The sequence below is a fragment of the Pseudomonas sp. GYB4201 genome, from assembly GCF_056312595.1.
Window position 1 is genome coordinate 1 of record NZ_JBWGIG010000052.1, and the last position, 21,920, is coordinate 21,920.

Sequence of the window (21,920 nt, forward strand, 5' to 3'; positions counted from 1 at the left end):
ACAGCAGCACCAGGGTGATGACGAAGGCGACGCCGAAGAACATCACCACCATGATCAGGCCGTCGATCAGGTCGCCGACCTTCTTGGCGAAGCCGACGATGTGCACCTTGACGTTGGGGTTCTGCGCCTGGAACTTGTCGCGGATCTTTTCCTCAAGGCTGTGGGAAAATTTCTGGTAGTCCAGGTTCAGCAGCTTGCCCTGGTCGTTGGGGTCGGGGTAGGACTCCAGCAGCGGGATCTCGACGATGCTCGACTTGAAGTCGTTGGCCACCAGCCGCCCCACCTGGCCGGACTTGAGGATGTTGCTGCGCAGCAATTCGAGGCTGTCGGCCGAGCCGTTGTAGCTCTGCGGGATCACCTCGCCGCCGGCAAAGCCTTCCTCGGTGACCTCGGTCCAGCGCACGCTGGGGCTCCACAGCGACTTCATGCCCGAGCGGTCGACGCCGGGAATGTAGAACGCCTCGTCGTTGATCTGGCGCAGGGTCTCCATGTAGTCCTTGTTGAAGATGTCGCCGTTCACCGCCTCCACCGAGATACGCACGGTGTTGCCCAGGTTGGCCAGGTCGTTGCGGTGCTCGAGCATGCGCTGGATGAACGGGTGCTTGAGCGGGATCATCTTCTCGAAGCTGGTGGAGGGGCGGATCTGCGTGGCTTGCCAGAACAGGAAGAGGCTGGCGAGCAGGCAGAGGATGATGACCGCGGGGCGGTTGTTGAAGATCAGGCGTTCCAGCAGGGTGCCCTGGGGTGCCGGGAAGCGTTGCTGAATGCTCATGGTTGCACGGCCTCGCTGCCGTTGATGTTCGCGCGATGCGCACCGTTTTCGCCTACCAGCAGCAGGCCGTCGCCAGCGGCTGCCGCGGCTGCCAGGGCCTGGCGGTCCGGGCGGGTGACGCGGCTGAAGCGCTGGCCGTCGTCGACGCTGCGCAGCACCGTGCCGCCCTCGCCCACCAGCACCAGCGTGCCGTCGTGCAACAGCCGGGCGTTGGCCAGGCCGGCGTCCAGCGGCCCGCGTTCGCCCTGCACGGCGATGGTTTGCCAGCTGTCACCGAAGTCAGTGGAACGGAACACATGGCCGCGCAGGCCGAACACCAGCAAGGTGCGGGCCTGGGCGGTGGCGACGGCGCCGAACAGCGTGCCCTCGTAGGGGCCTTGCAGGCGCTGCCAGCTGGCACCGCCGTCCGCGGAACGGAACAGCAGGCCCTGCTCGCCGACGATCACCAGGCCAGCGTCCTTCACCGCGGCAATGGCGTTGAGGTGCAACTGGTCGGGGTTGTCCAGCCGTGCGCTGGCGTCCTGCCAGTGGCTGCCGCCGTCCTCGGTCACCAGCAGCGCACCGTAGGCGCCCACGGCGAAACCGTGGCTGACGTTCTCGAACCACACCCCCAGCAGCGGCGCCTGGCGGGCCGGGTCCTGGAACTGCAGGGCCCAGGTGGCGCCGCCGTCGGCCGTGGCGAGGATCTGCGCGTCGTGCCCCACCGCCCAGCCGTGCTGGGCATCGACGAAGTACACCGCCGTCAGCAGTTGCTGGCTCGGCACGCTCGCCTGGCGCCAGCTGCGGCCCTGGTCATCGGACAGCAGCACATGGCCGCGCTCGCCCACCGCCACCTGCCGCGTGCCGACGCTGGCGACGTCGGTCAACAACCCCGACGCCGCCCGTGGCAGTTCGCCGGCCTGCACGGCCCCGGCCATCACCAGCGCCAGCCACCAGGCGCCCCCCTTGCCCACCCTCAACCGCTGCCTCGCCACCGCACTCGCTCCCATGACTGTCGCCGCCACCCCCAGGGCGCGGCCCGGGGCCATTCTAGGGAGCCGCCCCTGGCCCACGCACTTCACCTTTGGCTATAGGCATAAGAATTTGCTGGAAGGCAGAACCCGGCGCGCTCCCTACCATGCGGCAGACCTGGAGCACAGGGGATATCACCAGCAGCCAGCGGGGCAACTGACCCCGCGTCTTAGCCATGCAGGTTTTGGGGGAGAGCAGCGTGAACACGATAAAAACCTTGGGGACACTGTATCCCCACACCCTGGCAATGGCCGTGGCCCTTGCCGGCGCCGCGCCGGCCATGGCGGCGGATTTCAGCATCGGCGACATCGAGGGCCACCTGGACTCGACGCTGTCCATCGGCGCCAGCTTCGGCACCGCCAACCCGGACAAGCAGTTCATCGGCACCGCCAACGGCGGCCACGCCGCCACCCGCACCAGCGACGACGGACGCCTGAACTTCAAGAAGGGCCAGGCGTTTTCGGAGATCTTCAAGGGCGTGCACGACCTGCAGCTGAAGTACCAGGACAGCGGCGTGTTCATCCGCGCCAAGTACTGGTACGACTACGCCGTGGAGCACGGCAACACGCACCTCTACGACATTGACGACAGCGGCCGCGACGAAGCCGCCAAGGGCCAGGGCGCAGAGATTCTCGACGCCTTCGTGTACCACAACTACAGCATTGCCGACCTGCCGGGCAGCGTGCGCGCCGGCAAGCAGGTGGTCAGCTGGGGCGAGAGCACCTTCATCGGCAACTCCATCAACGCCATCAACCCGGTGGACGTCTCGGCCCTGCGCCGCCCCGGCTCCGAGGTCAAGGAGGGGCTGATCCCGGTGAACATGCTGTACGTCAGCCAAGGCCTGAGCGACAACCTGTCGGTGGAAGCCTTCTACCAGCTGACGTGGCAGAAGACCGAGCTGGACAACTGCGGCACCTTCTTCGGCAGCGACGTGGCCGCCAAGGGCTGCACCCAGGGCATGACCATCAACGGCAGCGACTTCGACCGCACGGCCAGCAACTACGGCTACGTGCCGCGCGGCAGTGACGACGATGCGCGCAACAGCGGCCAGTTCGGCGTGTCGCTGCACTGGACCGTGCCACAGCTCAACGACACCGAGTTCGGCTTCTACGCCCTCAACTATCACGCGCGCAACCCCGAGTTCAACTGGACCGTGGGCAAAGGCGCGCTGGCCGACCCGGTGGGCGGGCTGAGCGGCAAGGGCGGCGTGAGCACCGCCACCTACTACCTCACCTACCCCGAGGACATCCACCTGTACGGCCTGAGCTTCGCCACCAACGTCGGCGCCACGGCGCTGTCGGGCGAGATCAGCTACCGGCCGAACATGCCCATGTCGCTCAACGCCAGCGACGTCTCCAACGCCGCCGTGCTCGGTTCGGCCGCCACCAGCGCGCTGGTCAACGCCGGCCTGCCGATTTTCAGCAGCGGCTGGGCCAGCTCGGCCTACGGCTCGACCATCCAGGGCTACAAGCGCATGCCCTACACCCAGGCGCAGACCACCGCGGTGCGCACCTTCGACCACGTGCTGGGCGGCGACCGCCTGAGCCTGGTGGGCGAAGTGGGCATGGGCTACATCAGCGGCCTGGGCGCCACCGACGGCTCGGACCTGCGCTTTGGCCGCAGCAGCGTCTACGGCAACGGCGCGCTGGCCGACGCCGGCACCGCCCTGCTGCTGGGCGGGCTGTCGGGCAACGCCATCTGCCAGGCGCTGAACAGCTCCAACCCCGGCCAGTGCAACAGCAAGGGCTACTACACGCCGATCTCGTGGGGCTACCGCCTGCGCGCGGTGGAGGAATACAGCGACGTGTTCGCCGGGGTCAACCTCAAGCCCAACATCACCTTCTCCCACGACGTGCGCGGCAACGGCCCGACCTTCACCGAGGGCAGCAAGGCCATCAGCGTGGGCGTGGATGCCGACTACCTGACCAAGTACACCGCCAGCCTCAGCTACACCAACTTCTTCGGCGGCGATTACAACACCAACACTGACCGTGACTTCGTCGCCTTGAGCGTCGGCGTCAGCTTCTGATCCTGCGAGGTACCCGATGAAACACTTGCACCTGTTTACCCTGAGCCTGTGCTTGCTGGCGTCCCACGTGCACGCCGCGGTGACCGCCGACCAGGCCGCGCGCCTGGGCGCCGACCTCACCCCGGTGGGCGCGCAGAAGGCCGGCAACGCCGACGGCAGCATCCCGGCCTGGACCGGCGGCCTGCCGGTGAACGCCGGCAAGGTCGACGCCGACGGCTTCCTGGCCGACCCGTTCGCCAGCGAGAAGCCGCTGTTCGTGATCACCCAGGCCAACGCCGCGCAGTACAAGGACAAGCTCACCCCGGGCCAGCTGGCGCTGTTCGCCCGCTACCCCGACAGCTACCGCATTCCGGTGTACCCCAGCCACCGCACGGTGAGCCTGCCCGACAAGAGCCTGGCCGCCACCCGCCAGAACGCCACCGACACCCAGCTGGTGGCCGGCGGCAACGGCCTGGAGCACTACCACCCCGGCGCGGTGCCCTTCCCTATTCCCAAGGACGGCCTGGAGGTGATCTGGAACCTGATCGGCCGTTACCGTGGCGACACCATGAAACGCATCGTCATGCAGGCCTCGCCCCAGGCCAACGGCGACTTCACCCCCACCGTGCTCAAGCAGGAGCTGGCCTTCCCCACCGGCCTGAGCGACTACGACCCGCAGGAGCAGGCGAATATCCTCAGCTTCTACCGCGAGGAGTTCCTGGCCCCGGCGCGCATGGTCGGTGGCGTGCTGCTGGTGCACGAGACCGTGGACCAGGTGAAGGAGCCGCGCGAGGCCTGGATGTACAACGCCGGCCAGCGCCGGGTGCGCCGCGCGCCGCAGGTGGCCTATGACAGCCCCGCCGCCGAGGGCTTGCGCACCTACGACGACTTCGACCTGTTCAACGGCGCCCCGGACCGCTTCGACTGGAAGCTGGTGGGCAAGCAGGAGCTGTACATTCCCTACAACAGCTACCGCCTGGAAGCGCCGACGCTCAAGTACACCGACATCGTCAAGGCCGGCCACATCAACCAGGACCTGACCCGCTACGAGCTGCACCGGGTGTGGCACCTGACCGCGACGCTGAAGCCGGGCGAGCGGCATATCTATTCGCGGCGTGATATCTACATCGACGAAGACAGCTGGCAAGGCGCCGAGACCGAGGCCTACGACGGCCACGGCGCGCTGTGGCGGGTGTCGGAGGGCCATGCGAGCTTCTTCTACAACGTCAAGGCGCCGTCCTTTGCCGCCGAAGTGCACTACGACCTGCTGTCGGGGCGCTATGCGGTGAACTCGCTGCACAACGAGGAGAAGAACGGCTACACCTTCAACGTGCCCATGAGCCGCAAGGACTTCACCCCGTCGGCGTTGCGGGTGACCGGCATCCGCTAGAAGCGGCCGCCAGGCCGCGTCATAGGCCCGAATTTTGCTTTGAATTCATGAACATCCTGAAGTTCGGCGAGTGCTCATGAAGTTGCATCAACTGCGGGCCATGGTCTCCATCTGTGAAAGCGGCAGTATCCAGGAGGCCTCGCGCCTGCTGCATATCTCCCAGCCGGCCCTGTCCAAGGGCATCAAGGAACTGGAAGCGGAGCTGGGCGTGCCGCTGCTGATCCGCTCCAACCGCGGCATCACCGCCACCGAGTACGGTGAACGGCTGGTGCGCCGCGCACGCCTGATCCTCGAGGAAGTGCGCCGTGCGCGCGAGGAAATCGAGACGCTCAAGGGCGTGATGGACGGCAAGCTGTCCATCGGCGTGTCACCGGTGACGCCGGGGCCGCAGTTCGTCAACAGCCTCAACCGTTACCGCAAACGTTACCCAAAGGTGCACATCCAGATCCACGAGCTGCGCCCTTCCAAGCTGATGGAGGGCCTGCGCGAGGGTTTGCTGGACATGGCCCTGACCTCCCTGCCCGCCGCGCGCTGCACCGATGGCTTCCATTGGGTGGAGCTGTTCGAGCAACCCGCGGTGCTGGCCGTGCGCACTGGCCACCCCAGTGCCGGCGCCACCAGCCTGGCCGAACTGCGCGAGCTGGACTGGCTGCTGCAGGACTCCATGGAGCAGTCCAAGGTGAACATGATGTTCGAGCACCATGCCATCGCCTGGCCCGACAACGTCATCGAGTGCGCCTCGGTGGTGCTGTTTTCCGAGATGGCCGCCACCAGCGACGCGGTCAGCTACTGGTCGCAGCGCATTCTCGACCGCACGCAGAATTTCACCAACGGCCTGCAGGTGCTGAAGATCACCGAGCCGGTGCCGCCGATGAACATCTCGCTGGTGTGCCGCGACCAGGAGCTGATGACGCGCGAGGCCAAGGCGCTGGCCGATGAGCTGATCTATGTGTACAAGAGCCCGCATGCGGTGAAGGCGCCGGAGCTGGCCTGACACCCGTAGCCGCTGCCGCCAGGCTGCGCTGGCCCTGTGCCTCGCTGAAAATCTCCGGTGTTCACACCGGCCAGCGCAGCCTTCGGCAGCGGCTACGGTCGCCATAACCAACCCTGATACGCATGTGCAGAGGTGATTATCCAGGCGCAGGGGGCTGGGGCATGCTGTGGCCATCGCAACTCCACCGCACAAGGATTTCCCATGAGAGCGCCCCCGCGCCGCCCCCTGGTGATCGGCCTGCTGATGGCTGTGATGGTCATCAGCGTGCTGGACAAGACCATCTTCGCCTTCGCCGGCCCGCAGATCATTGATGAACTGCAGCTGAGCGCCGAGCAGTTCGGCTTCGTCGGCAGCGCGTTTTTCTTCCTGTATTCGCTGTCGGGGATTGCCGTGGGCTTCCTCGCCAACCGCTTTCCCACCCGCTGGATTCTGACCCTGATGGCACTGGTGTGGACCAGCGCGCAGCTGCTGGTGACCTTCGCCAATGGCCTGGCGGCGCTAACTGCCAGCCGCCTGCTGCTGGGCGCCGGTTGTGGCCCGGGCACGGCGGTTACCCAGCACGCCAGCTTCAAGTGGTACGCCGCCGACAAGCAGGTGCTGCCGGCGTCGCTGCTGCAGGTGTCGATCATGCTGGGCGGCCTGCTGGGCGCCATCGCCCTGCCCTTCAGCATTGCCCATTTTGGCTGGCGCTCGGCGTATCTGCTGCTCGCAGGCCTGAGCCTTGCGTGGATGCTGGCCTGGTGGCTGTTCGGCGCCGAAGGCAGCCAGGGCGCTGCACCGCAAGCGGCGAGCCCGACCGTGCCCTACCGGCACCTGCTGCTCAACCGCACCTTCGTGTGGATCTCGCTGATGTGCTTCCTGGCCTACCTACCCAACGCGCTGTCGTTCAGCTGGTCGGCGGTGTACCTGCAGAAAGGCCTGGGCCTGGGCAGCATGCAGGCCGGCTACGTGCTGTTTGCCGCCACCTTGAGCATCATCGTCATCAACCTGCTGCTGTCGGCGCTGTCCCAACGCCTGCTCAGAAACGGCGCCAGCGTGCAGCGCAGCCTGGTGCTGCCGCCCATGGCCTGCTGCATCCTCGGCGGCCTGGCCTTCTGCGCCCTGGGCACGTTGACCGCCGGGCTGGCCATGAAGCTGGTGTGCTACGTGCTGGGCGGCGTGCTGCTCAACGGCGTGTTCGCCTTCGGCATGACCATCACCTCGCACATCTCGCCGCTGCGCCAGCGCGGCGCCATGCTGGCGATCCACGTCGGCAGCATGACCCTGTCGGGCATGTTCGCGCCCTGGGCCGTGGGCCGGCTGGTGACGCTGTTCGACGGTGACATCGCCCGCGGCTTCGAGACCGCGCTGCACGGCATCGGCGTGGCCGCCATGGTCTGCGCGGCGCTGGGGCTGGTGATCATCGCGCCGGCGCGCACGCGCCAAGCCCTGCAGGCGCGCTGGGCCGGCTGAGCCCCCTTCTTTTCCATTGCTTGACCCACGGCGCGCGGGCCTGCCCCGCGCGGCGCCTGCCTGCGCGCGCCGTTCCCGTTCGTTGCCTACCAGGACCCTCGCATGAACCTTTCCGTGTTTGCTTCAAGCTACGCCCAGGCGCGCCAACAGTTTCTGCTGGCCTGCGCGCGCCGCGGCCTCGCCGTGCAGTCGCACGTGCACCCGCACACCGGCAGTGACAATGAAACCCTGGCCCTGGACGTGTGCCGGGTGGGCGCGCCCGACGCGCGCAACCTGATGGTGATCAGCAGCGGCTGCCATGGCATCGAGGGCTTTTGTGGCTCGGCGGTGCAGCTGGATCTGTTGAACGACGACAGCTGGATGGCGCTGACCGAACAGCAGGACCTGGCCGTGCTGTACCTGCACGCGCTCAACCCCTACGGTTTCTCGTGGCTGCGGCGGGTGACCCATGAGAACGTCGACCTGAACCGCAACTTCCTCGACTTCAGCCAGCCCCAGCCGGCCAACCCCGGCTACGCCGCCATCGCCCAGCGGCTGCTGCCCGAGCAGTGGCCGCCGTCACGCATCAACGAACTGAAGCTGATGCTGCAGGTGCTGCGCAAGGGCCGCAAGGCACTGCAAGCGGCCATCTCCAGCGGCCAGGCGAGCCACCCCGACGGGCTGTTCTTCAGCGGCACCGCGCCCACCTGGAGCAACCAGCGGGTGCGCCAGGTGCTGCGCGAACACGCCCAGGCCTGCCAGCGCATCGGCTGGATCGACCTGCACACCGGGCTGGGCCCGATGGGCGTGGGCGAGCGCATCTACAAAGGCCCGGCCAGCGCCGACGACCTGGCCCGGGCCAAGGCCTGGTGGGGCCCTGCGGTGACCAACAGCTTCGACGGCAGTTCCACCTCGGCGCACCTGCGTGGCACCCTCGACCTGGCCGTGATGGAAGAATGCCCCCAGGCCCAGTACAACGGCCTGACCCTGGAGTACGGCACCCAGCCCGGCCCGCAGGTGCTGCAGGCGCTGCGCGCCGAACAGTGGCTGCAACGCCACCCGCGCACCGGCGCCGAGCAACGCCAGCGCATCAAGCAGCAGATACGCGAAGCGTTCTACGTGGAGACTGATGAGTGGAAGCGCCGGGTGCTGGAGCAGGCCCGCGAGGTGTGCCGGCAGACCGTGGACGGCCTGCTCACCCAATAAAGCCCCGTAACAGCAAAGGGGTTATACCGGGGTGACCGGGCGCTTGCCGTTGTAGAACCAGCCCTCGATGTTCTTCCACACCAGGTCGCCCATGGCCTGGCGGGTTTCCTGGGTGCCGCTGCCGACGTGGGGCAGCAGCACCACGTTGTCCATCGCCAACAGGCTTTCGGGCACCTGCGGTTCGGCCTCGAACACATCCAGGCCGGCGCCGGCGATGGTGCCCTGCTGCAGCGCCTCAATCAACGCCGGCTGGTCCACCACCGAACCGCGGGCGATGTTGATCAGGAAGCCCTTGTTGCCCAGCAAAGCCAGGCGCCGCCCGTCGATCAGGCGGTCGGTGGCCTTGCCGCCCGGCACTGCCAGCACCAGCACGTCGCAGGCGCTGATCATGGCGTCGAGGTCGGCGAAGTAGCGGTAGTCGACCCCCGCCTTGGGGCTGCGGTTGTGGTACAGGATCTCCATGTCGAACGCCGCCGCCCGTTTGGCGATGGCCTGGCCGATGTTGCCCAGGCCAACGATGCCCAGCTTCTTGCCGCCGACCTTCACCGCTACCGGGAAGCGCGCCTGGGGCCACTTGCCGGCACGCACGTAGCGGTCGGCCTCGGTGAAGCGGCGCAAGGTGTCGAGAATCAGGCCCATGGCCGTGTCCGCCACACAATCGTCCAGCACCTGCGGGGTGTTGGTGACCACGATGCCGCGGTCGCGGGCCACGTCCACGGCAATGGCGTCATAGCCCACGCCGAAGCTGAAGATGGCCTCCAGGTTGGGCAACTGCCCCAACAACGCCGCGCTGGCGCCGTACACGCCGCTGGTGACCAGGGCCTTGATGCTGGCGCCGTGGGCCTGCAGCCAGGCCTGCTGGTCGGCCAGTTCCCAGTAGTGGGTGGCGGCGAAATGGGTGTCTACTGCTGTTTGCAGGCTGGGCAGCAAGGGGCCTGCGATAAGGACTGGGGTGGGCTGGGTCATGGGAGCTCCTGGGGTAATTGTTGTGCGAAGCGGGCGAAGTCATCGTACAACTTAGCAGAAGTGTACGCAAAGGACGCGGCCTGCGGCCGCTGCTACGGGGGTTTGGTGTAGCCGCTGCCGCAGGCTGCGGCGACGGATTGCGCGCAGCACCTGTAGCAGCGGCCGCAGGCCGCGTCCCACCCACACCACCGAACTTTGCCCGCCCCCCCGAGTCGGTATTGAATACCCAGCCGCGCAAGGACGGTCACGCCATGCTCACGCCCCAACCCCGGCCATTCGCCGAGCCGGCCGCCACGGTGCGCACCCTGCGGCTGCTTACGGTCAACACCCACAAGGGCTTCAGCGCGCTGAACCGTACCTTCGTGCTGCCCGAGCTGCGCGAGGCGGTGCGGGCGGTGTCGGCCGATGTGGTGTTCCTGCAGGAGGTGCTGGGCATGCACCGCCTGCACGGCCAGCGGTTCGACAACTGGTCGGACGTGCCGCAGTACGAGTTCCTCGCCGACAGCATGTGGCCGGTATTCGCCTATGGCCGCAACGCGGTGTACCCCGACGGCGAGCACGGCAACGCGCTGCTGTCGAAATTCCCGATCTTGAGCCACGACAACCACGACATCAGCGTCAACGGCGCCGAACAGCGCGGGCTGCTGCACTCGGTGCTGGCCGTGCCAGGGCACCGCGAGGTGCACACGGTGTGCGTGCATCTGGGCCTGGGTGAACGCCAGCGCCAACGCCAGTTGCAACTGCTGGCGCAGCTGCTGGACGCGCTGCCCATCGACGCCCCGGTGATCGTCGCCGGCGACTTCAACGACTGGCGCAAGCGCGCCGACGCGGTGCTGGCCGAGTGCGGCCTGCACGAGGTGTTCGCCCAGGCCTACGGCGCCCCGGCCCGCACCTTCCCGGCGCGCCTGCCGCTGCTGTGCCTGGACCGCGTGTACCTGCGCAACGCCACCGCCCTCACCCCCAAGGTGTTGGCGCGCAAGCCCTGGTCGCACCTGTCTGACCATGTGCCCCTGGCCGTGGAGGTGCGCCTGTGAACCGCTCGTGGCGCGATGACAACGCCGTGCAACTGCTGATCAACGGCGAGGCGTTCTTCGACAGCGTGCTGCAGGCCATCGCCGCGGCGCGCGAAGAGGTGCTGATCGAGACCTTCATCCTGTTCGAGGACGAAGTGGGCCGGCCCTTGCAGCTGGCACTGATCAGCGCCGCCCACCGCGGCGTGCGCGTGGAGGTGCTGGTGGACGGCTACGGCACCGCCGACCTCAGCAGCCGCTTCCTGCGCGAGCTGGTGGAGGCCGGCGTGCACCTGCAGGCCTTCGACCCGCGCCCCAAGGTGCTGGGCCTGCGCACCAACCTGTTCCGCCGCCTGCACCGCAAGATCGTGGTGGTGGACGGCGAGACCGCCTTCATCGGCGGCATCAACTACAGCGCCGACCACCTGCTGCAGTCCGGGCCCATGGCCAAGCAGGACTACGCGGTGAAGGTGCAGGGGCCGATCGTCGCCGACCTGCACCAGGCCACCCTCACCCTGCTCGACGAGACCAGCCGCATGCGCCGCCAGGCCCGGCCCTGGCTGACGCCGCGGCAGCGCATCGAGGCCGACAGCGGCACCGCACGCATGCTGTTGCTGATCCGCGACAACCAGGCCCACCGCGATGACATCGAGCACCAGTACCTGCTGGGCATCCGCCGCGCGCAGCAGCGCATCATCATCGCCAACGCCTATTTCTTCCCCGGCTACCGCCTGCTGCGCGAGTTGCGCAACGCCGCGCGCCGGGGCGTGGCGGTAACCCTGATTCTGCAGGGCATGCCCGACATGCCGCTGGTGCGCCTGTGCTCGCGGCTGCTGTACAACTACCTGCTGCGCGACGGCGTGCAGATTCGCGAATACACCCAGCGGCCGCTGCACGGCAAGGTCGCGGTAATCGACGAGACGTGGGCCACGGTGGGCTCCAGCAACCTCGACCCGCTGAGCCTGTCGCTGAACCTGGAAGCCAACGTGGTAATCGACGACGCCGGCTTCAACCAGCGGCTGCACGACCACCTGGCCGAGCTGGCCAGCCAGCACTGCAAGACCGTGACCCTGCAGCGGGTGCTGCGCGGCTACTGGTGGCGGGCGCCGCTGATTTTCCTGAGTTTCCACTTTTTGCGGCATTTCCCGGCCATCGTCGGCATGTTCCCGGCCCACTCACCGAAGCTGGCCCCATTGGGGCCGGTGCTCAAGGAACCGGTGGAGAGCGCCGAGGCCAAGGCTTATGAGTAGCCACCCACGCCTGTGGAAATGGCTGCGCCGGGGCGTCAACCTGCTGTTCCTGGTGCTGGTGCCCGTGCTGCTGGTGATGCTGCTGCGCAACATGGACTGGCAGGAAGTGGGCCACGCCCTGCGCGCCTACCCCTGGCCGCTGCTGGCCGCGGGCGCCGGCATCGCCCTGCTGAGCTACGGCGTGTTCGCCAGCTACGACCTGCTGTCGCGGCGCTACACCGGGCACCGCCTGCCCGCGCGCCAGGTGCTGCCGCTGGCATTTGTCTGCTACGCGTTCAACCTCAACCTCAGCTCATGGGTGGGCGGCATCGCCCTGCGCTATCGCCTGTACGGCAAGCTGGGGCTGGACGTGCCGACCATCACCAAAATCCTCAGCCTGGGGCTGGTCACCAACTGGCTGGGCTATTTGCTGCTGGGCGGCGCGGTGTTCGCCGCCGGCCTGCCGCCGCTGCCGGACAGTGTGAAGATGGGCCAGGACGGCCTGCGCCTGATCGGCGTGGCCATGCTGCTGGCCGGCGCCGCGTACCTGCTGGCCTGCGCCTTCGCCACGCGCCGCACCTGGCATATCCGCCAGCAGGCCATCACCCTCCCCGGCGTGCGCCTGGCGCTGGTGCAGGCGCTGCTGGGGGCACTGAACTGGTCGCTGATGGCGGCGTTGATCTACCTGCTGCTGCCGGCCAAGGTCGGCTACCCGACGGTGCTGGCGATCCTGCTGATCAGCAGCATCGCCGGGGTCATCACCCACATTCCCGCCGGGCTGGGGGTGCTGGAAGCGGTGTTCATGAGCCTGCTGCAGGGCCAGTACTCCAAGGGCACGCTGCTGGCGGCGCTGCTGGGCTACCGCGCGCTGTATTTCCTGCTGCCGCTGCTGATTGCCTGCGTGGCCTACCTGTGGCTGGAACGCCGGGCCAGGGCGGTTACGCGTCCAGCACCGCACGCACCCGCGCGCTCAGGGCCTGCAAGGTGAACGGCTTGACCAGCAGGTGCATGCCCGGCTCCAGCTGCGCCCGGGTCATCACCGCCTGCTCGGCGTAGCCAGTGATGAACAGCACCTTCAGCCCCGGGCGGATGCGCGCGGCGGCGTCCGCCACCTGGCGGCCGTTGAGGCCACCGGGCAGGCCGACGTCGGTGATCAGCAGGTCCACCTCTCCGGTCATCTGCAACAACGCCAGGCCGGCCACGCCGTCGGCGGCCTGCAGCACTTCGTAGCCCATCTCCTCCAATTGCTCGGCCACCAGGGTGCGCAAGGTGGCCTCGTCGTCGATCAGCACCACGGTCTCGCCCAGCCGCGCCGGGCGCGCCACCGGGCTGGCGCAGGGGTCGCTGGCCTGCTGCGCGGCGCCCAGGTGGCGCGGCAGGTACAGGCGCACCGCGGTGCCCTCGCCCAGGGTCGATTCGATGCGCACGCGCCCGCCCGACTGGCGGGCGAAGCCGTAGACCATCGACAGCCCCAGGCCGGTGCCCTGGCCGATGGGCTTGGTGGTGAAGAACGGGTCGAAGGCCCGGGCGATGACTTCGGGGCGCATGCCGGTGCCGCTGTCGATCACGCTGAGGCACAGGTATTGGCCGGCGGGCAGTTCGTCGTCGCTGCGCGCCGATGCCAACTGTTCATGGTGATGCACCTGCAGCACCAGGTGGCCACCGTCGGGCATGGCGTCGCGGGCATTGATGCACAGGTTCAGCACCGTGCTTTCCAGTTGGTTGGGGTCTACCAGCACGGTCCACGGCGCCAGCTGCGGCTGCCAGTCGAGCACCACCGTGGGGCCCAGGGTCTGGCGGATCAGGTCGCGCAGGCCGTCCACCAGCAGCACCACGTCGGTGGGGCGCGGGTCTAGGGTCTGGCGGCGGGCGAAGGCCAGCAGCCGGTGGGTCAAGGTGGCCGCGCGGTTGGCGGCGCCGTGGGCGGCGTCCAGGTAGCGGTCCAGCTCGCCGAAGCGGCCCTGGTCGATGCGCCGCCGCAGCAGCTCCAGGCTGCCGGTGATGCCGGTCAGCAGGTTGTTGAAATCGTGGGCCAGGCCGCCGGTCAGTTGGCCCACGGCTTCCATTTTCTGGCTGTGGCGCAGCAGCTCTTCGGCCTGGCGCAGGGCCTCGGTGCGCTCGCGCTCGACGGTGATATCACGGCCCACGGCGTTGAAGAAGCCGTCGCCGGGCACTGCCGCCCAGTTGATCCAGCGGTAGCCGCCGTGGCTGTGGCGCAGGCGACAGTCGAGGTCGTGCACCGATTCGCCGCGGGCCAGTTGCGCGGCGGCGGCCAGCACGGTGGCGCGGTCATCTTCATGCACCAGGTCGAGCACGCTGCTGCCGCGCAGCTGGCACTCGTTCCAGCCCAGCACCTGCTCCCAGGCCGGGTTGAGGGTCACCACCTGCAGGTCCTGGCGGGTCACCAGAATGATGTCCGAGGACAGCTGCCACAGGCGGTTGCGGTCGGCCGTGCGCTCGGCCACCTGGCGCTCGAAGCTGTCGGCCAGTTCCTTGGTGCGGCGCTGGGCGAGGATGGTGTCGGTGGTCTCCATCACCGTGTCGAGAAAGCCCATGACCTGGCCCTGCTCGTCGCGCACCGGGCTGTAGGAGAAGGTGAACCAGGCGGGCTCGGGGTAGCCGCGGCGGTTGATCACCAGGGGCAGGTCCTGGTTGAAGGTGGGCTGGCCGGCCAGGGCGCGGTCGGCGATGGCGCGAACCTGGGGCCACACTTCGCCCCACACCTCGCTGAACGGCCGGCCCAAGGGCGCGGGCTTGTCACCGAGGATCGGCACGAAAGCGTCGTTGTGGATGGAGATCAGCTGCGGGCCCCAGGCGAGGCAGGCCGGGAAGGCATTGGAGAGCACCAGCTCCACGGCGATGCGCAGGGCCAGCGGCCAGTCGTCCATGGGCCCCAGGGGCGTGGCGCTCCAGTCGAAGCGGCGCACTTCGTCGCTCATCGCGCCGGTGGTGGCGGGAAAAACACCCAGCGATACTTCCTGCATCGGCTGAACCTTCAATGGCTGAGCCCGACAGGATAGCCCGTGGGTGCCGGGGCGGCTACCACTCCAACTTGTAGCCCACGCCGTAGATCGACTGGATCGGCTCCTGGCCCGGCGCCGCCTGCTCCAGCTTGCGTCGCAGGTTCTTGACGTGGCTGTCCACGGTGCGGTCGGTGACCACGCGGTGGTCGCTGTACAGGCGGTCGATCAGCTGGTCGCGCGAATACACGCGCCCCGGGTGCTCGTTCAGCGCCTTGAGCAGGCGGAACTCCACGGGCGTGAGGTCCAGCTCCACCTGGTTGAAGCGCGCCTTCCAGGTGCTTTCGTCCAGCTGCAGGCCGGCGTCGCTGGCGGCACGCGGGCGCCGACGGAGGATGGCGCGCACCCGGGCCACCACTTCGCGCGGGCTGAAGGGCTTGCAGATGTAGTCGTCGGCGCCCACGTCCAGGCCCAGCAGGCGGTCCACCTCCTCCACCCGCGCGGTAATCATCACCACCGGCACGTCGCTGAAGGCGCGAAGCGCGCGGCACACCGCCACGCCGTCCTGGCCGGGCAGCATCAGGTCCAGCAGGATCAGGTCGGGCATGGCCGCGCGCACTGCGGGCAGCACCTGCAGGCCGTCGCCGATGCATTGCACCTGGTGGCCGGCGGCGCTCAGGTAGTCGCGCAGCAGCGCCGCCAGCTTGGGTTCGTCTTCTACTACGAGGACGTGTGCAGGTAGGTCTTCGATGCTCATGCTTGCTCCAGGGGCAACACGATGGCCAGCCACAGCCCGCCCATGGGCGAGGCCTGCGCGGTTAGCGTACCACCGTGGGCCTCGACGATGGCGTGACAGATGGCCAGGCCCAGGCCGGCGCCGCCGCTGGCACGGTTGCGAGAGGCTTCGCCGCGGTAGAAACGCTCGAACAGGCGTGGCAGGAATTCAGGACTGACGCCGGGAGCGGTGTCCATGAAGTCGATGTGCACCCGGCCGCCTTCGGCGATGGCACTGACCCGCAACTGGCCGCCGGCCTGGGTGTAGCGCAGGCTGTTTTCCAGCAGGTTGTTGAAGAGCTGCTGCAGGCGGCCTTCGTCGCCCAGCACCTGGATGGGCCCGCGATGGGCCTGCAGGTCCAGGCGAATGTCGTGGCTGGCGAAGCGCTCGCGGAAGATGGCGGCGCACTGGCCCAGGGCGTCGACCACGTCCATGGAGTGCTTGCGGTAGGACAGCGCGCCGACGTCGGCCAGGGACAGCTCGTAGAGGTCGTTGATCAGCTTGCCGAGCATGCCCACTTCCGCCAGCAGCGACTGCAACGATTCGCCGTCGAGCTTGCGCACGCCGTCTTCCAGCGCTTCCAGCTCGCCGCGCAGCACTGACAGCGGCGTGCGCAGCTCGTGGGAGACGTCGGCCATGAATTCGCGGCGCATGCGCTCGTTGCGCTCCAGGGTCAGGGCCAGTTGGTTGAAGTCGCGGGCCAGCAGGCCGACCTCATCGTCGCTGTCCACCGCCACCCGCTCGCTGTAGGTGCCCGCGGCCAGCCGGTGGGTGGCGGCGGCCACCTGGCGCACCGGGCCCAGCAGGCGCCGCGACACCCACCAGACAATCAAGGCAGCGAGCATCAGAGCAACCATGGCGACGATCAGGCTGGAGGCGATCTGCTGGCGCATGAAGCGCTCGCCGCCGGCCTCGGTGACGCTTTGCAGCGGCGTGGTGGCCAGCCAGCCGACGGTCTTGCCAGCGACCACCACGGGCACGCGCAGGGCGTCGTCGCTGACGTCGTCGAAGCCCATCACGCGCTGGTTGTCGGTGTCCAGCAGGGTGATGCGGAACACTGCACCGGTGAGGTCGGAGGTGGGGGTAAAGCGCACCACGTCGTCGGCAGTCGGCGCGTCGGGGCGCACCAGCTGGAACCAGGCGTGGGGCTGGTTGCGCAAGAAGTCCCAGCTGCCGTGCTCGCGGTAGGCCTGCACGAAGCGTGGCTGGGCGTCGCGGGTGCGCTGCTCGGCCAGTTCGTTGATATAGCCAAGGAACCCGCGGGTAAAGCTGAAGCCGTTGGCGAAGGCCATGGCCAGCACCACCAGGATCATGGTGGTCATCAGGGCCAGGAACAGTTTGGTGGACAGGCGGGTTTTCATCGGGCGGGCACACGGGAGTCGCTGGAGCCGTGTATTTAAGGCGCGCCGGGGGGATGGGTGCAAGGGTTGCGGGGCAAAGTTCGCATTTGCTGCACATTTGCCACACCACGCCGTAGCCGCTGCCGCAGGCTGCGCTGGCCCTTGCGTACGCTGAAGATCTTCAGTGTACTCGAGGGCCAGCGCAGCCTGGCGGCAGCGGCTACGGGGTGCGATGCATCAGGCCTTCAGGGTGGCCATGTCGATGACGAAACGGTACTTCACGTCACCCACGAGCATGCGCTCGAACGCTTCGTTGATGTTGCGGATGTCGAGCATCTCGATGTCGCAGGTGATGCCGTGCTCGGCGCAGAAGTCCAGCACTTCCTGGGTCTCGGCGATGCCGCCGATCAGCGAGCCGGCCAGCACGCGGCGTTGCAACACCAGGTTGGCGGCGTGCAGCGGCGGCGACACCGGCTCGATCAGGCCCACCAAAATGTGCACGCCGTCGAAGGTCAGGGTCTGCAGGTAGGGGTTGAGGTCGTGCTGCACCGGGATGGTGTCCAGCAGGAAATCAAAACGCCCGGCGGCAGCGGCCATCTGCGCCTCGTCGGTGGAGACGATGACGTGGTCGGCGCCCTGCTTGCGTGCCTCGGCGGCCTTGCTGGCGGAACGGGTGAACACGGTCACTTCGGCGCCCAGGGCCTTGGCGAACTTTATGCCCATGTGGCCCAGGCCACCCATGCCCAGGATGCCGACCTTGTGGCCAGCGCCCACGCCGTGGTGTTTGAGCGGCGAGTAGGTGGTGATGCCGGCGCACAGGATCGGCGCGGCAGCGGCCAGGTCCATGCCCTCGGGAATGCGCACCACGAACTCTTCACGCACCACGATGTGGTCGGAGTAGCCGCCCATGGTGTTGGTGCCGTCGATGCGGTCCGGGGTGGCGTAGGTCATGGTCGGGCCGGCCTGGCAGTACTGCTCCAGGTCCTTGCGGCAGGCGGCGCACTGCTGGCACGAGTCGACCATGCAGCCCACGCCCACCAGGTCGCCGACCTTGTAGTTGCGCACGGCCGGGCCCACGGCGGTGACCTTGCCGACGATTTCGTGGCCGGGCATCAGCGGGTACACGGCAATGCCCCACTCGTTGCGGGCCTGGTGCAGGTCGGAGTGGCACACGCCGCAGTACAGGATATCGATGCTGACGTCATTGGCGCGCGGGTCGCGGCGTTCGAAGGCCAGTGGCGCCAGGGGCGTGGTGGGGGTAAGTGCGGCGTAACCCAGAGCTTTAGACATGCGGTACCTCTTTTGCGATAACAGGGCACAAGCCCTTAAAGCGGCGGCATTGTCCGGATTCAGGCGCCCCGGGGCCATGGGTGATCCTGCGCGATGCATGCCTATTCCTCCGGGAGCCCCCGCAGGCGGGCAAAAATTTGCGATCATGGCACCCTGACTGTCATCACCACTGCGGAACCCTTCATGTCACCCACCTGCCACCTGGACGCCAATGCCCGTCTGGTGTCCCTGCTCCAGCCCCTGGCCCACTGCGACGGCTTCCTGCCCACGGCCATCGACGGCCTGCGCGTGGTCAGCTCCCACGGCAACGCCGCCCGTTGCCCGCAGATCTACGACCCCAGCCTGATGATCATTGCCCAGGGCAGCAAGATCGCCTACCTGGGCGAGCGTGCGCTGGAGTACGGCGCCGGCCACTACCTGGTGCAGGCGCTGCCGGTGCCGTTCCAGTACGAGACCTTCGCTACCGAGCAATTGCCGCTGCTGGGCGTGAGCATTCCCATCGACCGCCTGGTGCTGGGTGAGCTGGTGCTGGCCATGGGCCCGGCCGAACATCAGGTGCAGACGCCCTCCTCCATGGTCAGCGCCGAGCTGGACGAGGACATGCGCTGCGCCGTGGAACGCCTGCTGGAGTGCCTGCACGACCCGCAAGCCTGCCGTATCCTGGGCCAGTCGCGCCTGCGCGAGGTGCTGTTCGCCGCCCTGCGCGGGCCCCAGGGCGGGGTGCTGCGCGCGCTGGTGGAGCAACAGGGGCAATTCGCGCGCATCGCCGGCGCCCTGACCTGGCTGCACAGCCATTTCGACCAGCCGCTGCAGGTGGATGAGCTGGCCCGCCGGGCCAACATGAGCGCCTCGACCTTCCACGAGCATTTCAAGCGCGCCACCATGGCCTCGCCCATCCAGTACCTCAAGCAGCTGCGGCTGATCAAGGCGCGCTCGATGCTGGTGGCCGAAGGCATGAGCGTCAGCCAGGTGGCGCACCGCGTGGGCTACCAGAGCAGTTCGCAGTTCAGCCGCGAGTACAAGCGCTACTTCGCCCGCAGCCCGGCCCAGGAACGCCTGCCGCGCGCCGAGGCGCTGGCCAACTGAAACGGCCCACCGGGCGCTGCGTGAAGTCCCACGCCATGCTGCGATAGCGGCCACAAAAACGCCGGGCACGCGCCCTTATGCTGGCGGGATGATCCTCATCCCCCGACACAAGGACGTGCCCATGAAAGCCTTTCCCCTCCCCTCGGCGCGCGTGCGCGCGGTGCTAGCCGCCGGGCTCATCGGCTTGCTGCCAGTGCTCAGCGGCATGCTGGTGCTGCGCTGGCAGGTGACCCGCACCCTCGAATTCCAGGCCCAGCATGTGGCTGGCGAAGCCGTGCGCCAGCTGGACAGCATGATCGACCAGGCCGCCCAGAGCGCCCAACGCTTGCTGCCACTGGCGGGCAAGCCGTGCAACGCCGCGGTGATCCAGGCGATCCTGCAGGAAGTCACCATCGAGCCCTACGTGCGCTCGGCCAACCTGGTGCGCAACCATGAAGCCTACTGCAGCTCGTTCTACGGCGCCTACAAGCGGGCGGTGGCGCCAGGCGAGTATTTCAACCGCCACCTGCTGCTGCGCGCCAGCAACCCGGTGACCCCGGACGAGGCATCGCTGGTGTACCGGCTTTACGAACACCCCCTGGGCGTGCGCACGGTGATCGACGGCCGCACCCTGGCCGAGGCGCTGCGGCTGATCCAGGGCGACACGGTGCTGATGATGCAGGTGGGCAACGCGTTCCTGTGGGGCGACAGCAGCATCCAGGACGGCGAGATCCCCGACCACCCGGCGCACCACACGCTGCTGGTGTCGGAACGCCATGGCTACCGGGTGCACAGCGGTTTCTCGGCGCAGAAGGCCTGGGAATTGTGGCGAATACAGGGGCTGTCGACCCTGGGCGGGTTGTTGTTGCTGGGGGTGCTGACCGGCGGCGTGTGCCATTGGCTGTTGCGCCGCCAGCGGCGCACGTAGCAGCGGCCAAAGGCCGCGTCCGCGTACACCGCGAATCGGCGGTGGGGCCGGACGCAGCCTGCGGCAGCTGCTACGCATATCACCTGTAGCAGCGGCCAAAGGCCGCGTCCGCGTGCACCGCAGATCGGCGGTGGGGCCGGACGCAGCCTGCGGCAGCTGCTACGCATATCACCTGTAGCAGCGGCCAACGGCCGCGTCCGCGTACATCGCAAATCGGCGGTGGGGCCGGACGCAGCCTGCGGCAGCTGCTACGGACATCACCCGGCCCAAGGCTGCGGCCGCGTGCACCGTGGATTGGGGTTATTCGGTGCTTAGCACGCCGCGCTCGATCTGGTCGCGCTCGATGGATTCGAACAGCGCCTTGAAGTTGCCCTCGCCGAAGCCGTCATCGCCCTTGCGCTGGATGAACTCGAAGAACACCGGGCCCATCAGGGTCTGCGAGAAGATCTGCAGCAGCAGGCGCTGGTCACCCGGCTGCGACGAGCCGTCCAGCAAAATGCCGCGCGCCTGCAACTCGCCCACCGGCTCGCCGTGGCCGGGCAAGCGACCCTCGAGCATCTGGTAGTAGGTGTCGGGCGGCGCGGTCATGAAGCGCATGCCGATGGCCTTCAACGCGTCCCAGGTCTGCACCAGGTCGTCGGTGAGGAACGCCACGTGCTGGATGCCCTCGCCGTTGAACTGCATGAGGAACTCCTCGATCTGCCCGGCGCCCTTGGACGACTCCTCGTTCAGCGGGATGCGGATCAGGCCGTCCGGCGCGGTCATGGCCTTGGAGGTCAGGCCGGTGTATTCGCCCTTGATGTCGAAGTAGCGGATCTCGCGGAAGTTGAACAGCTTCTCGTAGAACCCGGCCCAGTAGGCCATGCGCCCGCGGTAGACGTTGTGGGTCAGGTGGTCGATGACCTTCAGGCCCGCGCCCACGGGGTTGCGGTCCACGCCCGGCAGCCAGTTGAAGTCGATGTCGTAGATGGAGCTGCCCTCGCCGAAGCGGTCGATCAGGTACAGCGGCGCGCCGCCGATGCCCTTGATCGCCGGCAGGCGCAGCTCCATGGGCCCGGTGGCGATCTCGATGGGCTGGGCGCCCAGTTCCAGGGCGCGGGCGTAGGCCTTGTGGGCGTTGGCCACGCGGAAGGCCATGCCGCACACCGACGGCCCGTGCTCGGCGGCAAAGTACGACGCCAGGCTGTGGGGCTCGTTGTTGAGGATCAGGTTGATGCTGCCCTGGCGGTACAGGTGCACGTCCTTGGAGCGGTGCTCGGCCACCTTGGTGAAGCCCATGATCTGGAAGATCGGCTCAAGGGTGCCAGGGGTGGGCGAGGCGAATTCGATGAACTCGAAGCCCATGAGGCCCATGGGGTTGTCGTAGAGGTCGGCCATGATGTGTTTCCTCGTGCAGGCAGTGCGCTAAAAACGAAAGAGGGTGTCGTTCGGTCAGGCACGTGCACGGGGTGGCGCGCAGGAGATGCCCCGCACGCTGCGGGCGAGAAAATCACCAAAAATCAATTTGAACCCGAGTCGCTTCATGTGGACCCATTCCCCGCCGGC

At 67.8% G+C, this 21,920-nt stretch carries 17 protein-coding genes and 1 pseudogene; 10 read left to right on the forward strand and 8 right to left on the reverse strand.

Features of this window, described 5'->3' with window-relative positions:
• Positions 1-772 (reverse strand): annotated as a pseudogene (locus AC0Z2B_RS29700) (RND family transporter); the annotation flags it as partial.
• Positions 769-1,800 carry a WD40/YVTN/BNR-like repeat-containing protein gene (locus AC0Z2B_RS29705; protein WP_476301455.1) on the reverse strand — a complete coding sequence of 344 codons (1,032 nt, stop codon included), beginning with the start codon at positions 1,798-1,800 and terminating at the stop codon, positions 769-771. The pseudogene AC0Z2B_RS29700 and the gene AC0Z2B_RS29705, both read right to left, overlap by 4 nt.
• A gap of 182 nt (positions 1,801-1,982) precedes the next feature.
• On the opposite strand from AC0Z2B_RS29705, the gene AC0Z2B_RS29710 reads away from it, so the two are divergent.
• The 5 genes from AC0Z2B_RS29710 (at position 1,983) to AC0Z2B_RS29730 (ending at position 8,812) form a co-directional block, all read left to right on the forward strand.
• Positions 1,983-3,812, forward strand: coding sequence for a DUF1302 domain-containing protein (locus AC0Z2B_RS29710; RefSeq protein ID WP_476301457.1), 1,830 nt, complete (start codon positions 1,983-1,985; stop codon positions 3,810-3,812).
• A gap of 16 nt (positions 3,813-3,828) precedes the next feature.
• Entirely contained in the window at positions 3,829-5,181 is a 1,353-nt protein-coding gene (locus AC0Z2B_RS29715) for a DUF1329 domain-containing protein (RefSeq protein WP_476301459.1), read from the forward strand.
• A 76-nt stretch (positions 5,182-5,257) separates the two neighbouring features.
• Entirely contained in the window at positions 5,258-6,175 is a 918-nt protein-coding gene (locus tag AC0Z2B_RS29720) for a LysR family transcriptional regulator (protein ID WP_476301460.1), read from the forward strand.
• A 201-nt stretch (positions 6,176-6,376) separates the two neighbouring features.
• On the forward strand, positions 6,377-7,627 hold the full coding sequence (locus tag AC0Z2B_RS29725; RefSeq protein ID WP_476301462.1) for an MFS transporter: 1,251 nt from the start codon (positions 6,377-6,379) through the stop codon (positions 7,625-7,627).
• Between the two features lie 102 nt (positions 7,628-7,729).
• Positions 7,730-8,812 carry a M14 family metallopeptidase gene (locus AC0Z2B_RS29730; RefSeq protein WP_476301464.1) on the forward strand — a complete coding sequence of 361 codons (1,083 nt, stop codon included), beginning with the start codon at positions 7,730-7,732 and terminating at the stop codon, positions 8,810-8,812.
• A gap of 21 nt (positions 8,813-8,833) precedes the next feature.
• Here the strand turns inward: AC0Z2B_RS29730 and AC0Z2B_RS29735 are convergent, their stop codons facing one another.
• Complete coding sequence (locus AC0Z2B_RS29735) at positions 8,834-9,778, reverse strand: 2-hydroxyacid dehydrogenase (RefSeq protein ID WP_476301466.1); 945 nt, start codon at positions 9,776-9,778, stop codon at positions 8,834-8,836.
• Positions 9,779-10,029: 251 nt separating this feature from the next.
• Here AC0Z2B_RS29735 and AC0Z2B_RS29740 point away from each other — a divergent pair, with 251 nt between their 5' ends.
• The 3 genes from AC0Z2B_RS29740 to AC0Z2B_RS29750 are packed head-to-tail and all read left to right on the forward strand — an operon-like array spanning position 10,030 to position 13,005.
• Positions 10,030-10,812, forward strand: coding sequence for an endonuclease/exonuclease/phosphatase family protein (locus AC0Z2B_RS29740; protein WP_473006298.1), 783 nt, complete (start codon positions 10,030-10,032; stop codon positions 10,810-10,812).
• Positions 10,809-12,038: a cardiolipin synthase ClsB gene (gene clsB / locus AC0Z2B_RS29745; RefSeq protein ID WP_476301468.1), complete on the forward strand. Its 1,230-nt coding sequence runs from the start codon at positions 10,809-10,811 to the stop codon at positions 12,036-12,038. The genes AC0Z2B_RS29740 and clsB overlap by 4 nt, the downstream gene beginning before the upstream one ends.
• A complete protein-coding gene (locus tag AC0Z2B_RS29750) occupies positions 12,031-13,005 on the forward strand; it encodes a lysylphosphatidylglycerol synthase domain-containing protein (protein WP_476301470.1) in 975 nt (324 codons plus the stop codon). The genes clsB and AC0Z2B_RS29750 overlap by 8 nt, the downstream gene beginning before the upstream one ends.
• Here AC0Z2B_RS29750 and AC0Z2B_RS29755 read toward each other — a convergent pair.
• The 4 genes from AC0Z2B_RS29755 to AC0Z2B_RS29770 form a co-directional block, all read right to left on the reverse strand.
• A complete protein-coding gene (locus tag AC0Z2B_RS29755) occupies positions 12,956-15,001 on the reverse strand; it encodes an ATP-binding protein (RefSeq protein WP_476301472.1) in 2,046 nt (681 codons plus the stop codon). The genes AC0Z2B_RS29750 and AC0Z2B_RS29755 overlap by 50 nt on opposite strands.
• Before the next feature lie 55 nt (positions 15,002-15,056).
• Positions 15,057-15,734 carry a response regulator gene (locus AC0Z2B_RS29760; protein WP_476301474.1) on the reverse strand — a complete coding sequence of 226 codons (678 nt, stop codon included), beginning with the start codon at positions 15,732-15,734 and terminating at the stop codon, positions 15,057-15,059.
• Positions 15,731-17,113, reverse strand: coding sequence for an ATP-binding protein (locus AC0Z2B_RS29765; protein WP_476301476.1), 1,383 nt, complete (start codon positions 17,111-17,113; stop codon positions 15,731-15,733). Before AC0Z2B_RS29765 ends, AC0Z2B_RS29760 begins: the two co-directional genes overlap by 4 nt.
• A 216-nt stretch (positions 17,114-17,329) precedes the next feature.
• Complete coding sequence (locus AC0Z2B_RS29770; RefSeq protein ID WP_476301479.1) at positions 17,330-18,382, reverse strand: NAD(P)-dependent alcohol dehydrogenase; 1,053 nt, start codon at positions 18,380-18,382, stop codon at positions 17,330-17,332.
• Positions 18,383-18,565: 183 nt separating this feature from the next.
• On the opposite strand from AC0Z2B_RS29770, the gene AC0Z2B_RS29775 reads away from it, so the two are divergent.
• Positions 18,566-19,468: an AraC family transcriptional regulator gene (locus tag AC0Z2B_RS29775; RefSeq protein WP_416423764.1), complete on the forward strand. Its 903-nt coding sequence runs from the start codon at positions 18,566-18,568 to the stop codon at positions 19,466-19,468.
• A gap of 121 nt (positions 19,469-19,589) precedes the next feature.
• A complete protein-coding gene (locus AC0Z2B_RS29780) occupies positions 19,590-20,375 on the forward strand; it encodes a CSS-motif domain-containing protein (RefSeq protein WP_476301481.1) in 786 nt (261 codons plus the stop codon).
• Positions 20,376-20,675: 300 nt separating this feature from the next.
• Here AC0Z2B_RS29780 and hppD read toward each other — a convergent pair whose 3' ends face one another.
• On the reverse strand, positions 20,676-21,752 hold the full coding sequence (gene hppD, locus AC0Z2B_RS29785; protein ID WP_476301483.1) for a 4-hydroxyphenylpyruvate dioxygenase: 1,077 nt from the start codon (positions 21,750-21,752) through the stop codon (positions 20,676-20,678).
• Between the last annotated feature and the right edge of the window lie 168 nt (positions 21,753-21,920).